The sequence below is a fragment of the Mesobacterium hydrothermale genome, assembly GCF_035818635.1.
GTDB classification, from domain to species: domain Bacteria; phylum Pseudomonadota; class Alphaproteobacteria; order Rhodobacterales; family Rhodobacteraceae; genus Mesobacterium_A; species Mesobacterium_A hydrothermale.
On the sequence record NZ_JAYLLH010000030.1, the window covers coordinates 36,722 to 49,449 of the forward strand.

At 64.0% G+C, this 12,728-nt stretch carries 15 protein-coding genes; 5 read left to right on the forward strand and 10 right to left on the reverse strand.

Annotated elements, in window-relative coordinates; translation table 11 throughout:
- Positions 1–3: 3 nt before the first annotated feature.
- The 4 genes from VK792_RS16305 to VK792_RS16320 all read right to left on the reverse strand — a co-directional run bounded on the left by VK792_RS16305 (position 4) and on the right by VK792_RS16320 (position 3,424).
- On the reverse strand, positions 4–1,008 hold the full coding sequence (locus VK792_RS16305; RefSeq protein ID WP_326298930.1) for a P1 family peptidase: 1,005 nt from the start codon (positions 1,006–1,008) through the stop codon (positions 4–6).
- A gap of 145 nt (positions 1,009–1,153) precedes the next feature.
- Positions 1,154–1,807: a YfdX family protein gene (locus VK792_RS16310; RefSeq protein ID WP_326298931.1), complete on the reverse strand. Its 654-nt coding sequence runs from the start codon at positions 1,805–1,807 to the stop codon at positions 1,154–1,156.
- 123 nt (positions 1,808–1,930) lie between these two features.
- A complete protein-coding gene (locus tag VK792_RS16315) occupies positions 1,931–2,671 on the reverse strand; it encodes a glucose 1-dehydrogenase (protein ID WP_326298943.1) in 741 nt (246 codons plus the stop codon).
- A gap of 12 nt (positions 2,672–2,683) precedes the next feature.
- On the reverse strand, positions 2,684–3,424 hold the full coding sequence (locus tag VK792_RS16320) for an SDR family NAD(P)-dependent oxidoreductase (protein WP_326298932.1): 741 nt from the start codon (positions 3,422–3,424) through the stop codon (positions 2,684–2,686).
- Between the two features lie 210 nt (positions 3,425–3,634).
- On the opposite strand from VK792_RS16320, the gene VK792_RS16325 reads away from it, so the two are divergent.
- Positions 3,635–4,294, forward strand: a complete 660-nt coding sequence (locus VK792_RS16325) for an ABC transporter ATP-binding protein (RefSeq protein ID WP_326298933.1) — start codon at positions 3,635–3,637, stop codon at positions 4,292–4,294.
- Positions 4,272–5,930 (forward strand): KpsE/RkpR family capsule polysaccharide export protein, encoded by a 1,659-nt coding sequence (locus VK792_RS16330; RefSeq protein ID WP_326298934.1) that lies wholly within the window; start codon positions 4,272–4,274, stop codon positions 5,928–5,930. Before VK792_RS16325 ends, VK792_RS16330 begins: the two co-directional genes overlap by 23 nt.
- A 51-nt stretch (positions 5,931–5,981) precedes the next feature.
- Here VK792_RS16330 and VK792_RS16335 read toward each other — a convergent pair whose 3' ends face one another.
- Positions 5,982–6,626 (reverse strand): ChrR family anti-sigma-E factor, encoded by a 645-nt coding sequence (locus tag VK792_RS16335; RefSeq protein WP_326298935.1) that lies wholly within the window; start codon positions 6,624–6,626, stop codon positions 5,982–5,984.
- A 9-nt stretch (positions 6,627–6,635) separates the two neighbouring features.
- Positions 6,636–7,154 carry a sigma-70 family RNA polymerase sigma factor gene (locus VK792_RS16340; protein WP_326298944.1) on the reverse strand — a complete coding sequence of 173 codons (519 nt, stop codon included), beginning with the start codon at positions 7,152–7,154 and terminating at the stop codon, positions 6,636–6,638.
- A gap of 245 nt (positions 7,155–7,399) precedes the next feature.
- On the opposite strand from VK792_RS16340, the gene VK792_RS16345 reads away from it, so the two are divergent.
- The 3 genes from VK792_RS16345 to VK792_RS16355 are packed head-to-tail and all read left to right on the forward strand — an operon-like array spanning position 7,400 to position 10,286.
- Positions 7,400–8,053 carry a histidine phosphatase family protein gene (locus VK792_RS16345; protein ID WP_326298936.1) on the forward strand — a complete coding sequence of 218 codons (654 nt, stop codon included), beginning with the start codon at positions 7,400–7,402 and terminating at the stop codon, positions 8,051–8,053.
- A gap of 47 nt (positions 8,054–8,100) precedes the next feature.
- The gene (locus tag VK792_RS16350) at positions 8,101–9,159 is read left to right on the forward strand and encodes a saccharopine dehydrogenase (protein ID WP_326298937.1); all 1,059 of its coding nucleotides are present in this window, start codon (positions 8,101–8,103) and stop codon (positions 9,157–9,159) included.
- A complete protein-coding gene (locus VK792_RS16355) occupies positions 9,156–10,286 on the forward strand; it encodes a saccharopine dehydrogenase family protein (RefSeq protein ID WP_326298938.1) in 1,131 nt (376 codons plus the stop codon). Before VK792_RS16350 ends, VK792_RS16355 begins: the two co-directional genes overlap by 4 nt.
- A gap of 169 nt (positions 10,287–10,455) precedes the next feature.
- Here VK792_RS16355 and VK792_RS16360 read toward each other — a convergent pair whose 3' ends face one another.
- The 4 genes from VK792_RS16360 to recO are packed head-to-tail and all read right to left on the reverse strand — an operon-like array spanning position 10,456 to position 12,602.
- Positions 10,456–10,899: a molybdenum cofactor biosynthesis protein MoaE gene (locus VK792_RS16360; protein ID WP_326298939.1), complete on the reverse strand. Its 444-nt coding sequence runs from the start codon at positions 10,897–10,899 to the stop codon at positions 10,456–10,458.
- Positions 10,900–10,902: 3 nt separating this feature from the next.
- The gene (gene moaD, locus VK792_RS16365) at positions 10,903–11,148 is read right to left on the reverse strand and encodes a molybdopterin converting factor subunit 1 (RefSeq protein ID WP_326298940.1); all 246 of its coding nucleotides are present in this window, start codon (positions 11,146–11,148) and stop codon (positions 10,903–10,905) included.
- A gap of 2 nt (positions 11,149–11,150) precedes the next feature.
- Positions 11,151–11,810, reverse strand: a complete 660-nt coding sequence (gene pgsA, locus VK792_RS16370; RefSeq protein WP_326298941.1) for a CDP-diacylglycerol--glycerol-3-phosphate 3-phosphatidyltransferase — start codon at positions 11,808–11,810, stop codon at positions 11,151–11,153.
- A gap of 57 nt (positions 11,811–11,867) precedes the next feature.
- On the reverse strand, positions 11,868–12,602 hold the full coding sequence (gene recO / locus VK792_RS16375; RefSeq protein WP_326298942.1) for a DNA repair protein RecO: 735 nt from the start codon (positions 12,600–12,602) through the stop codon (positions 11,868–11,870).
- Positions 12,603–12,728: the final 126 nt, after the last annotated feature.

The window sequence follows — 12,728 nt, forward strand, 5'->3', positions numbered from 1 at the left end:
GGGTCAACCCGGCAGCTCTGACCGGAAGGTCGGCAGCGTATCGCCGGGGGCCGGCGTTGCCTCCCACACCGCGCGGGCAATCGCGCGGGACAGGCAGACCGACGCCGCGTGGCCCAGGTAGGACAGTTGAACGGCGGGCAGGTCCAGCGGTTTTGCCCCGCTGGCGGCAGCAAAGACCAGATCGCCGTCATGGGGCGAATGGGCGGGCACGATGGCGCGCGCGATGCCATCCTGCGCGGCGGTGGCCAGCCGCTTGCACTGCGCCTTGGTCAGTTGCGCGTCGGTCGCGACGATGGCGATCGTGGTGTTGCCCTGCTGCGCCATGGCGTGGGCCTTGCGGCTGGCAGGCAGCGGTTGCAGCCCGGGCGCGGGATCGGTGCCCAGACCGCCGAATTCATGGCCCACCTCGAACGGGGCTGCCCAGAAATGCCGGCCCGACGGCGTGGCAACGCTGCCCATCGGGTTGGCCACGACAAGCGCGGCGACGGTCAGGCCATCGGCCAGCACCAGCGACGCGGACCCAAGCCCGCCCTTGTGCATCGCCGTCTGCGCGCCTGTGCCTGCGCCATGGCTGCCGATGCCGAATACCGTGCCCGCGTCTTCATACGCGATGCGGCCAAGCGCGGGATAGGGGTTGACCGACCACGTCTTGTCGCCGCCATTCAGCAGATCGAAGATGATCGCCGCCGGGGTGATGGGAACGCGCACGGAATGCACGGCGAAGCCGCGGCCGGCCTCCGCCAGCGCCTCCATCACGCCCTGCGCCGCGGCAAGACCAAAGGCGCTGCCGCCGGACAAGACCAGCGCATCGACACCCTCAACGCTTTTGTCGGGTTCCAGAAGATCGGTTTCCCGCGTGCCCGGCGCGCCCCCCATAACGCTGTAGCTGGCGGAAAACGGCATATCGGACGTCAGCACGGTGACCCCCGATTTCAGAACCGGGTCAGCGGCGTTGCCGACGCGAAAGCCCGCGATGTCGGTGATCAGGTTCAAGGGGCCGGGGCGCATGGTGTCTTGGGTCCTTCATTCGGCTGTGCTGAGTGTACAATCCCTGTGCCCGCGCCGCTGCGCAAGGGTGCGCAGACCGGCGGACGCAAATAGACCCCGGCGACGGAGCTGCACCGGGGTCCACGTGCCCTGGACTGGGGGGAAATCAGCCCTTGGCATCCCCTTGCTGGGGGATCGCATCGATCGAGAAACTTCGGATGATCACCGAATCCTCGATCTTTTTCAGTTGCAGGTTAGCCTCGAAATACTTGCCTTGGTCCATCAGGGTCTGGGCCTTTTCAAGCTGGTCAGAGGTGTCGGCCACCGGCAGCAGCGCCGCCGAAACGTTCACGTCGACCGATGCCAGCCTCAGGGTTTCCAGCGCCTGGTCGGTATTGCCTTGCTTGATCTGGTCGCCGGCCTGGTTCAGCGCCTGCGTGGCATCTTCGCTGGGCACGAAATTGTCGCTCAGCACCATCGACATGTCGAACGGCAAATAGCGCGCAGCGTTGTCGGGCATCTCGGTATCGCCGATGGTCAGGTCGTTCAAACCTTTCTCGGCGACGTTAAACTCTTCCGTTGCCTTGGTCAGACGGGCCTTGGCCTCGTCAATGTTGTTGTCAAACAGGGCCAACCTTGCGGCGCGGGCATTGACCACGGCGTTCAGCGCCTCGTCCGCGGTTTTCAGCATGGCAGACTGTGTCTTGTAACTCGGCGCGGTCACCGGTGCGGGGTCGGTGGTCGCCGCGTATGCGGTGATCGCCGATGTTGACAGCAACATGGCAACGGCCACGGATTTCAGGACGGTGTACGGTTTCATATCCGGTCTCCTTTTCGGAAGCGATGACCAGGGATATGCGCCGCGTCCTTGTCCCCAGCCTTTGCCAGAGATTACAGATTTCCAATGTGCCCCCCGGGCGGTGGCCGCGGAGGGCACATGCAATCAGATACAGCGACCGCCGTCCACTTCCATCGCGACGCCGGTGATCATGCTGGCCTCGTCCGAACACAGGAAACAGGCGGCGTTGCCCAAATCCTCGGGTGTGGAAAACCGCCCGATGGGAATGGTGGACAGGAATTTCGCCCGCATTTCCGGCGTATCCTCGCCCATGAAGCTGGCCAGAAGCGGCGTTTCCCCCGCCACCGGGTTCAGCGCGTTGACCCGCACGCCTTCGGGCGCGAGTTCGACGGCCATGGCGCGGGTGGCGGTGATCATCCAGCCCTTGGACGCATTGTACCAGTTCAGCCTGGGTCGCGGCGATACCCCGGCGGTAGAGGCAATGTTCAGGATCGCACCGGTCTTGCGCGATTTGAAATGCGGTACCAGTGCCCGCGCGGTCAGGAAGACCGACTTGCAGTTGACCGCGAAGACCCGGTCGAAATCGTCCTCGGTCACCGTTTCCATCAGCGCGGGCAGATGGGTGATGCCGGCGTTGTTGACCAGGATGTCGACATGGCCCATCTGGTCGAGCGCGGCAAAGGCCATGGCGTTGACGCTGTCGCCATCGGCGACGTTGACGGTCTGGGCAAGGCCGCCCACCTCTGCCGCGATGGCGGCGGCGGCATCTGCGTTGATGTCGGCCACCATGACGCGCGCGCCTTCGGCGGCGAACTTGCGCACGATGCCCGCGCCGAAGCCTGACCCCCCGCCGGTGACGATGGCGGTTTTTCCTTCAAGTCTAATGGTCTGTCCTTTTCAGTAAGTCGCCCGGCCGCCGGACTGGTCAAACACCGCGCCGGTGGTGAAACTGGCCTCTTTCGACGCCATCCAGCACACCATCGAGGCGATTTCGTCGGTGGTGCCGAACCGGCCCATCGGGATTTTTGATTTCATGTAGGCGATGAATTCTGGCGTCATCTGGTCGAGAATCGCGGTTTCGACCACGGCGGGGGCGACGGCATTCACCGTGACCCGCGTGCCGGCCAGTTCCTTGCCCAGAGATTTCGTCAGCCCGATGACCGCCGCCTTGGACGTGGAATAGGCCGGGGCGTTGGGGTTGCCCTCTTTCCCGGCGATCGACGCGATATTGATGATCCGGCCATAGCCGCGATCCTTCAGGATCGGCGCGGCGGCCCGGTTGCAATAGAAAACGCCGTTCAGGTTCAGGTCCATGACCCGGTGCCAATCCTCTACCGGGTAGTCCCAGGTGGTCAGGTTCGGCCCGGTGATCCCTGCCGAACACACCACGATATCCAGCCCGCCCATCGCGTCGGCGTCGGCCTGCATCGCGGCGGAAACGGCCTTGGGGTCGGTGACGTCGATCTGCCGGCCGCTGATCCCCGCCTGCTGCGTGACCCGGTCCAGCGCCGCCGGGCTGATGTCCCAGATCGTGACGTGCGCCCCTTCCGAGGCAAGCCGGCGGGCAATCGCCTCGCCGATCCCAGAGCCGCCGCCGGTGACAACAGCGCATTGGCCGTCGAAACGGTTTTGTATCATGAAAATCCTCCCTTGGCGGCCAAGGTTTCGCAAATCCTTGCGCCCGGCAAGAGGGATTGCGCCCGCCATTGCGGCGCGATTGAACGACAAAGCCGAACAATCACTGTTTTTTGTTTCCCGCTGCAGCCATAATGAGGACAAAATTGCCGCATAAACCAAGCCAACGCGGCCTCGCGTGATTGAGGACCGGAGCAGTTTCAGGGCCAGCGGATGCTAGAGTTCGACAATGTCAGCAAGTCCTTCTGGACAGGAACCCAGCGCAAGGTGATCCTTGACCGTGCGTCGTTCCGCGTCGACCTGGGGGAATCCTTGGGTATCCTCGCCCCCAACGGCACCGGCAAGACCACGATGATCCGCATGATGGCCGGGCTGGAAAAGCCCGACGAGGGCGAAATCCGGCGCGGGTGCCGGGTATCGTTTCCGCTGGGCTTCATGGGGGGCATCGTCACCAAGATCTCGGCCCGCGAAAACGCCCGTTTCATCGCGCGGCTTTACGGTCTGGACCCGGACTACGTCGAAGCGTTCTGCCGCTGGCTGTGCGGACTGGGCGAATATTTCGACCAGCCGGTCGGGACCTATTCCTCGGGGATGCGGGCGCGGTTCTCGTTCTCGCTGATGCTGGCGCTGGATTTCGATATGTATCTGATCGACGAAGGCATGCCGAATTCGACCGACGTGGAATTCAACCGCAAGGCCGGGGATATCCTGGCCGAAAGACTGCGCAGCACGACGATCATCATCGTGTCGCACCAGCCGGAAATCCTGCAGAAATTCGCCCGCAAGGCGGCGGTTTTGATGGATGGACGGCTGCATATGTTCGAAACACTGGAAGAAGCGAAACAGCTCTATGACTACGAAACCCAAAGCTAAGAAGTTTCGCATCCGCCGAACCGCCACCAGCTCTTCCGCGGCGGCAGATATACCCGATGCGGACGCCACCGAAGACATCCCGCGCGCGCCGTTGCGGTTGGAAACCAGCGACCGCGCGGATACCGAGGCAACCGCCCAGTCCGGCGAAGTGACATCGGCCCGGGAGGTCGAGACCGAAACCGATATCGATTCGATCCGGCGTGAAGGGCTGACTGGTCGCCAGCTGCGCATGGCGCGGCGCGTGGCCCAGAAACACGGGCTGGCACCAACATCGGATTTCGACGCCGTCCGGCTGTTGCGCGCCAAGGGGATCGACCCGTTCCAGCGCACCGCGACGCTGGAACTGGTGGTGCCCCAGGCGACGCAGGAGAGTGCTGCACAGCAACCGCCGCAGCCACCACAGCCGGGCCGGGTCCAACTGCCGCAGACGATCCAGACGGCGCAGCTTCCGTCGACCCAGCTGTCACTTGAACCGGACGAAAACCCCGCAGAACGCCGCGCGGCAGAGATCACCCGCATCCAAAAGGATATCGCGAAGCGCCGCCGCAAGAAGATGGCGCTGCTGATGACGCGGCTGGCGTTCTTCGTGTTTTTGCCGACGATCCTGGCCGGCTACTATTTTTATGTCGTGGCGACGCCGATGTATGCCACCGATTCAGAATTCCTGATCCTGAAGAACGATGGCGGCGGTGCCATGCCCAGCCTGCTGTCGGGCACCCAGTTCGCCACCAACCAAGATGCCATCGCAGTGCAATCCTACCTGCAATCCAAGGACGCCATGCTGCGACTGGACGAAGACGAAGGATTCAAGGCGCATTTCAGCCAGCCCGGTATCGACCCCATCCAGCGGCTGTCAGACTCTCCGTCGAACGAAGAGGCCTACAAGGTCTACAAGCGCAACGTCGAGATCGCCTATGACCCGACAGAAGGGGTGATCAAGATGGAGGTTATCGCCGCCGACCCGGAAACCGCAGCGGAATTTTCCCGCGCCCTGATCGGCTATGCCGAGGATCGGGTCGACAACCTGTCGCTTCGCAAACGGTCGAACGCGGTGTCGGACGCCGAAGAAGGCCTGATCGCGGCGCAGAACGCCCGCTTCGATGCACAGGAAAAACTGGTGCGCCTGCAGCAGGAAGGCGCAATCGTGGACCCCGAGGGTCGGATCACAACCCTGCGCGGACAGATCAACAACATCGAAGTGCAGTTGCAGGAAAAGCGGCTGGAACTGGCCGCGCTGCTGGACAACCGTCGCCCGAACGAAGCCAAGGTCGACGGCGTGCGTGGCGACATTCGCCGATTGGAAAACCTGCTGGCCGATCTGAACGGACAGATGACGAATGCGTCCTCCGGATCGGATTCGCTGGCCGAACTTGCGGTGCAAATTCAGTTGGCACAAGCCGACCTAGCCACCCGGGACCTGATGTTGAAGGCGGCGCTGGAACGGCTGGAAACCGCACGGCGCGATGCCGACAGCCAAGCGCGTTACCTGACAACGTCTGTCGTCCCCGTTGCGTCCGAAGACCCCAGCTATCCGCGCAAGTTCGAAAATACGATCCTGGCGTTCATGATCTTTGCGGGCATTTACCTGATGGTGTCGCTGACCGCATCAATCCTGCGTGAACAAGTGTCGTCGTGACATAAAAAGAAGGGCGGTTTGATCCGCCCTTCCGACACCACTTACACACACTCAGATTTTCAGGAACGGCTGCGCAAGCCGGGGCAGCAAGCCCTTGAACCGCAGCGGCGCGTCGGTGACCGCAAGGCAGATGCAATCCTCGGAAATATCGGCAACCGGCAGGTGCTCGACCTCCTCGTCGGCCACTTCGATATCGCCGCGCGCAAAATAGCCCTCTTCATCTGCAAAGGCCCCTTGCAGTACCAAGGTCAGTTCCAGGCCATTGTGGCCGTGGTCCGGCACCGCCACACCGGCAGGGATATATAGAAGCCGCGCGCTGGCCTCGGGCGAGGTTGGCAAAATCGCCTGTTTCACGCCCATCCCGGCAGAACGCCATTTCACGTTGTCGAGCGACCCGCCGACATAATCCAGCACCGGCGCAGGCAGCGTCTTGTCACGGGGGCGCACGGGGGCGGGTTCGACAGGGGTCGCGCCTCGGATCAGTGCCATCGCGCCATCAAGGCAGCTGTCAGACACCGGTGTGGCGCTCGTGCCTTCCAGAACCTCGCCACCCACGGCATCAAAGCTTGCCAGGTGGGCGCGACATTCGTCGCACAGGGAAAGATGTGCCGCGACGATCAGGTTGAACGCCTCGGGAAGGCTGCCCGAGGAATACCCCATCAGCAGCGCGTCGGTCAGGTGGTGTTTAATCGTCATGGTCTTCACTCACTTCATCGCGTGGCGCAGGCGGTCCAACGCGAGCCGGATGCGGGATTTGATCGTGCCGAGGGGCAGGCCGGTCTGTTCGGCGATTTCGCTATGCGACAGATCCCCGAAATAGGCTTTTTCGATCAGCTCCCTCTGCTTGTCGGGCAGGCTCGCAATCGCCTGCCCCAGTTTCTTGCTTTCCTGCTGGAACTCCAGGACGTCGGCCTGATCAGGCTCGGCCTCCGGACCCCAGGGCAGGTCTTCTGGTTCTGGTCGCCGCTGCTTGCGCAGGGCGTCGATCTTGCGGTTGCGGGCGATGGTGAACACCCAGGTCGCCACGCTGGCGCGGGACGGGTCGAACAGGTGCGCCTTGTGCCATACCGTCGCCATCACCTCTTGCGCGCATTCCTCGGCAAGCGCCGAATCCGCCCCTGATCGCATCAGGAACGCCTTCACCCGCGGCGCATAATGGTTGAACAGCGCGACGAAGGCGTCCTCGTCACGCTCGTCGCGAATCCGGCGGATCAATGCCACCATCTGCACGCCAGCTTTGTCTTCGTTCGAACGATCCACTGTCTTTCCAGCCCCAGTCATGCCCCTGGCATCGCGCATCGACCGCACGGTGGCAACGGGCGCAACGTCACAGGACGGGTCAGGGGCGCATACTTCGAACATATGTGTTCTACGGGCGGCGCCCCGGGTTGGATCACCGGGATCAAATTTTTTTCTTCACTGGCCTTTTCAGGACCGCCTGCCTATGCATCCGAAAAAAGGAGCCCCCCATGTCGCAGATCACGCTCATCCGTCACGGCCAGGCAAATTCCAACGCCCGAACCGAGGACGACTATGACCGGCTGAGCGAACTTGGACATCAGCAGGCGGCCTGGCTGGGGGACTATTTTCGGACCTCGGGCGAACGCTTTGCGCGGGTCTATTCCGGTACCCTGCGCCGCCACGTGGAAACCGCGCAGTCGATGGGCATCGGGGCAGAGCCGGTGCAGGATCCTCGCCTGAACGAGCTGGCCTATTTCACCATGGCCCAAGCGATGCAGGCCCAGCACGGCGTGCCGATCCCCAAGGACCGTGAGGAATTCCTGACGCATCTGCCGCTGATGTTCCGCACCTGGCAGGAAGACCGGCTGACCGATATCCCCGAAACTTTTGCCACGTTCGAGACCCGCGTGCGCGCGGCTCTGACCGAAATCGCCGATGGTCACGGACCGGCGCTGGTGGTGACCTCGGGCGGTCTGATCGGCATGGCGATGCGGGTGACAATGGGGTTGGACCTGCAGGCCATGACCCACGCCTGCCTCGCGATCCAGAACACCTCGGTCCACCGCTGGACGCGGCTGCCCGCCGGGCTTGCTCTGACCCAGTTCAACGCGCTGCCGCACCTCGACACGATCGAACGCCGTCACGCACAAACGCACCTTTAAGCCGGTTTGAAACTGCACTAGCGTGGCGCCCAAAAAGGAGTCCCGCCATGGTGCATCTGTGGGTGCGCGCCGAACAGCGCCCGAACGAAGAACGCGTGGGCGTTACGCCCGACGGCGTCGCCGCGCTGATCAAGGCCGGTATCTGTGTCACGGTCGAACACAGCGACGTGCGCGCCATCCCGATCGACGGCTATGCCGAAGCGGGCGCCGAAATCGCACCGCAGAACAGCTGGCCCAAGGCCCCTGCCGACGCGATCATCTTTGGCCTGAAGGAACTGCCCGAGGACGGCACCCCGCTGCCGCACCGCCACATCATGTTCGGCCATGCCTACAAGGGCCAACCCGCAGGCCAGCGCCTTTTGGCGCGGTTCGTGGCGGGCGGCGGCACGCTCTATGATCTGGAATACCTGGTCGACGAAGCCGGCCGCAGGGTCGCGGCCTTCGGCTATTGGGCGGGATACGCCGGTGCGGCGGTCGCGCTGAAATGCTGGGCCGCACAGCAAGCGGGCGGCATCTGCGGACCGGTCAGCACCTACAAGGATTCCGACGCCCTGCGCGCCGCGCTGACCGCCGATCTCGACGCCACCGGCAAACGCCCCACCGCGCTGATCATCGGCGCGCTCGGCCGCGTGGGCACCGGCGCCGCGGACCTGTGCACCGCGATGGGCATTGACCCCACCCGCTGGGACATGGCCGAAACCGCCCGTGGTGGCCCCTTCCCCGAAGTGCTGCAACACGACATCTTCTTCAACTGCATCCTGGCGCGCCCCGGCACGCCGGTCTTCGTGCCCGCCAGCGCGAAAACTGATCCCCGCGCCCTGTCGGTGATCGGCGATATCGCCTGCGACCCCGACAGCGATTTTTCCCCGATCAAGGTTTATGACCGCACCACCGACTGGGCCGAACCCGCTCTGCGCGTGCACGACGACCCGGTGCTCGACGTGACTGCCATCGACAACCTGCCGTCCTTGCTGCCCCGCGAATCCTCGGAAGATTTCGCGGCCCAGCTTCTCCCCTCGCTCCTGACGCTGACAGATCTTGACGCGGACGTCTGGGCGCGGGCCCATTCCGATTTCCTCATTCACAGCTCAAAGGTGCGCTCATGACGATCCACTGGTGTGGCACCGGCCTGTCGGCCGTTCCCGGACTTCGCCGCCTGATCCAGGCCGGTCACGAGATCACGGTCTGGAACCGGACCATCGAAAAAGCCCAGGACGCGGTCGGCGACCTGACCCAGCGCATCCAGGAATTCGACTTCGACGCGCTCAGCGCCGAGGTCCAGTCCGGCGACGTGATCGTGTCGATGCTGCCGGGCGACTGGCACGTCCCGCTGGCGGAACTGGCGATCTCCAAGGCCGCGCATTTCGTGTCCTCCTCCTACATTTCGCCGGAAATGCGCCGCCTGCACGCCAAGGCCCAACTGGCGGGCGTCTGCCTGATCAACGAGGTCGGGCTGGACCCGGGCATCGACCACCTGATGGCGCATCACCTTGTGGCCGATTATCGCGCGTCCAACGCCTGCGACGCCGACAACGCCCTGTCCTTCCTGTCCTATTGTGGCGGCATCCCGAAACATCCCAACGCCTTCCGCTACAAGTTCAGCTGGTCGCCGCTGGGCGTGCTCAAGGCGCTGCGCTCACCGTCGAAATCCATTCGCCATTTCACCGAACTGGACGTGAAACGCCCCTGGGACGCAATCAGCCACTACAGCGCGCCGCTGCCCGCCCCGGAAACCTTCGAGGTCTATCCCAACCGCGACAGCCTGCCCTTCATCGAGGAATATCACTTCGATCCGACGTGGAAGATCGAAACCTTCGTGCGCGGCACCCTGCGGCTGAACGGCTGGGCAGATGCCTGGACCGGGATCTTCGACCAGGTCGAAACCCTGTCTGATGCCGACCTCAAGGCGCTGTCAGAACGGCTCTGGGCCGACAACGCCTATGGCGAAGACGACCCCGACCGCGTGGTCCTCTGTGTGTCGCTCGAAGCGAGGCGCGATGGCGTACCCGTCTGGCACAAAACCTATGTCATGGACGCCTGGGGCGATGCCCGCGGCACCGCGATGGCGCGCCTCGTGTCGGTGCCGGTGTCCCTGGCGGTCGAGGCCGCGATGACCCGGGCCATACCGGTCGGCGTCTCCGCCGCGCCCAGCGATCCGAAACTCATCGCTCAATGGATGGGCGAAATCGACGTGTTGGCGCAGCATCTGATGATTGTGGATCACCTGGCCTGACCCGCAGGCCCGAGCCCTGCCTGCTGACCCGGGGCCAGCCCCATATGTCTTTGGCTTCACAAATACCTCGGGGGGATGGCGGCGCAGCCGCCCAGGGGGGCAGCGCCCCCGAACCCGCCCGGGCCACAGGCCCGGGCAAACCCTGCGCGCAGCCGAGGCTGCGCTCCGCTTACCAGCGGTCCAGCGCGTCCTCGTCTTCGTCTTTGGCCACGACCCAGTCAGCCCCGGCGGCGCTCAGTTCCTTTTTCCAGAACGGCGCACGGGACTTGAGGTAGTCCATCAGGTATTCCGCTGCCTCGAATGCGTCCTTGCGATGCGGTGCGGCCGTGGCCACCATCATGATGCGATCCCCTGGCGCCAACCGGCCGTGCCGGTGGATCACCAGAACATCACCCAAAGACCAGCGTTCGGCGGCTTTGGCCGCGATACCGGCAATCGCTTTTTCGGTCATCCCGGGGTAATGCTCGATCTCCATCGCCGTCAGGTCGCCGGTGGCCAGGTCCCGCACCACGCCGGTGAAGGTCACGATTGCGCCCATGTCACGGCGCCCGTGCGCAAACGCGGCCACCTCTGCGCCGATGTCGAAATCCGCCTCCTGAACCGCGATGCGCATGGCTCAGCCCCCGGTCATCGGCGGAAAGAACGCCACTTCACGCGCTCCGGCAAGGGGGGCATCGAAATCGGTCAGTTCCTGGTCCACCGCTACGCGCAACGCCGACAGATCGGCAAAGGCGGCGGCATAGCGGTCCTCGCGCGCGCGCAGTTCCGCGACCAGCTCCGACACAGTGGTTGCGCCGGTCTCCACGGTTTCACGCGGCAGCCCGATGCGTTCGCGCACCCAGGCAAAATACAGAACATCCATGGTCATCCTTTCAGATAGGGCGTCGCCTTGCGGAAATAATCCCACCCGGTGATCAGCGTCAGCACGGCGGCAATCCACAAAAGCACCAGCCCGCCGATTCCGGTCCAGACCATCCCGGCCTCTTTCCACCACAACCCGTGCAGGTCTTCCTCCTGCCCCGAGATGATGGCCTGGATGATCTCCGGGCTCATCCCGAAGGTCGACATGCCCAGGAAGTGTTCGAAAATACCCTGCGCGAACAGCACGGCAATGGCGATCATCTGCGCGGTGGTTTTCCACTTCGCCAGCTTTGTCACCTTCAGCGTACCTGCGGTGTCGCCAAGGAATTCGCGCAGGCCAGACACGAACACCTCCCGGAACAGAATGAAGGTCGCGGGCAACACCAACCAGGGCGACATCGACGAATAGCCAACGATCACCATCAGCGCGATCACCACCATCGCCTTGTCGGCGATCGGGTCCAGCATGGTGCCCAGTTTGGTCTGTTGTTTCCAAGCCCGCGCAAGATAGCCATCGAACCAGTCGGTCACGGCGGCGGTCACGAACAACAGCAACGCGCACCAATCCGCAAGCGGACGGCTGAAATACAGGAACATCACCGCGACGCCAGGCGCGGCAAGCAGCCGTATGACTGTCAGGATATTTGGTATGGTCCAGCGCATGCGCCACCTCTAGCGCGGATTGACGGGACAGGGAAGATGGCCCGCATCATCAGCGGCCTAGCGTGCCGCGATCCGCCGGGCAATCGCATCCAGGAACCGGCCACGCGCGGCAGGCAGCGGTTGCCCGCGCAACTGCGGTGCAAGCTGGTGTTGAAGAAAATGGCCGGTCGTCCCCAGCGCAGTCAGGATCTCGGCATCTGGCGCATCCCCCTGGCCCAGCAGGCAGGGCGGCAGCGGTAGCAACTGATCTGCCCACGGACCCGCCCCTGCGCGGGTCACCGCCCGCCCGGTGCGGGGCGACACGAACGCCAACCCCTCGGTCGCACCCGTGACCGCACATTCCGTCAGGTCCAGGCCAAAGCCCATCTCCTCGAGCAATGCCTGTTCCCAGCGCAAATAGGCCAGCGGCCACAGGTCGGTCTGCGGCAGCAGGTCCAGCAGCGTTTCGCTGCGCCGGTAAAGTGCGGGATGCGATTCGCGCTCGGGCAAGCAGAACGCCAGAAGGGCCACCACCGCACTCAGCCCCGCCAAGGCCAGCCTGTCGGACAGGATCGCCCCGGCACGGGCACGCTGCAATTCGACGGTGAAGGTGCCGATGTGATCCTCAAGCCGCGCCCGCCATGTCAGGTCCAGCTGTGCGCCCGGCTGCAAAATCGGTGCGATCTTGCGGCTGGTGCCCCCACGCACCACCCCGGCGTGACGGCCATGTTCCGGGCTGAATACCTCGATGATCGCGGCGGATTCGCCGTGTTTGCGGGTCGACAGAAGGATACCGGTGTCACGCCATTCCATGGCCGCAAGGTGAGCCGGAAACCGCCCCCGCACAAGGGGATGCGCCCCGTCTAGTGGATTGATCGCGACAAACGAGTCCGAATTGGGATTCCCATTTGGTGCTGGCCGTGCGAGTCATGCTGATGC

Excerpts from the sequence above, each read along its gene's own strand:
- VK792_RS16325 (WP_326298933.1), top strand. The coding sequence starts at position 3,635 with ATGCTAGAGTTCGACAATGTCAGCAAGTCCTTCTGGACAGGAACCCAG.
- VK792_RS16305 (WP_326298930.1), bottom strand. The coding sequence starts at position 1,008 with ATGCGCCCCGGCCCCTTGAACCTGATCACCGACATCGCGGGCTTTCGC.
- VK792_RS16355 (WP_326298938.1), top strand. The coding sequence starts at position 9,156 with ATGACGATCCACTGGTGTGGCACCGGCCTGTCGGCCGTTCCCGGACTT.
- recO (WP_326298942.1), bottom strand. The coding sequence starts at position 12,602 with ATGGAATGGCGTGACACCGGTATCCTTCTGTCGACCCGCAAACACGGC.
- VK792_RS16320 (WP_326298932.1), bottom strand. The coding sequence starts at position 3,424 with ATGATACAAAACCGTTTCGACGGCCAATGCGCTGTTGTCACCGGCGGC.
- VK792_RS16335 (WP_326298935.1), bottom strand. The coding sequence starts at position 6,626 with ATGACGATTAAACACCACCTGACCGACGCGCTGCTGATGGGGTATTCC.
- VK792_RS16350 (WP_326298937.1), top strand. The coding sequence starts at position 8,101 with ATGGTGCATCTGTGGGTGCGCGCCGAACAGCGCCCGAACGAAGAACGC.
- VK792_RS16310 (WP_326298931.1), bottom strand. The coding sequence starts at position 1,807 with ATGAAACCGTACACCGTCCTGAAATCCGTGGCCGTTGCCATGTTGCTG.
- pgsA (WP_326298941.1), bottom strand. The coding sequence starts at position 11,810 with ATGCGCTGGACCATACCAAATATCCTGACAGTCATACGGCTGCTTGCC.
- VK792_RS16340 (WP_326298944.1), bottom strand. The coding sequence starts at position 7,154 with ATGGTGGCATTGATCCGCCGGATTCGCGACGAGCGTGACGAGGACGCC.
- VK792_RS16360 (WP_326298939.1), bottom strand. The coding sequence starts at position 10,899 with ATGCGCATCGCGGTTCAGGAGGCGGATTTCGACATCGGCGCAGAGGTG.
- VK792_RS16330 (WP_326298934.1), top strand. The coding sequence starts at position 4,272 with ATGACTACGAAACCCAAAGCTAAGAAGTTTCGCATCCGCCGAACCGCC.
- VK792_RS16345 (WP_326298936.1), top strand. The coding sequence starts at position 7,400 with ATGTCGCAGATCACGCTCATCCGTCACGGCCAGGCAAATTCCAACGCC.
- moaD (WP_326298940.1), bottom strand. The coding sequence starts at position 11,148 with ATGGATGTTCTGTATTTTGCCTGGGTGCGCGAACGCATCGGGCTGCCG.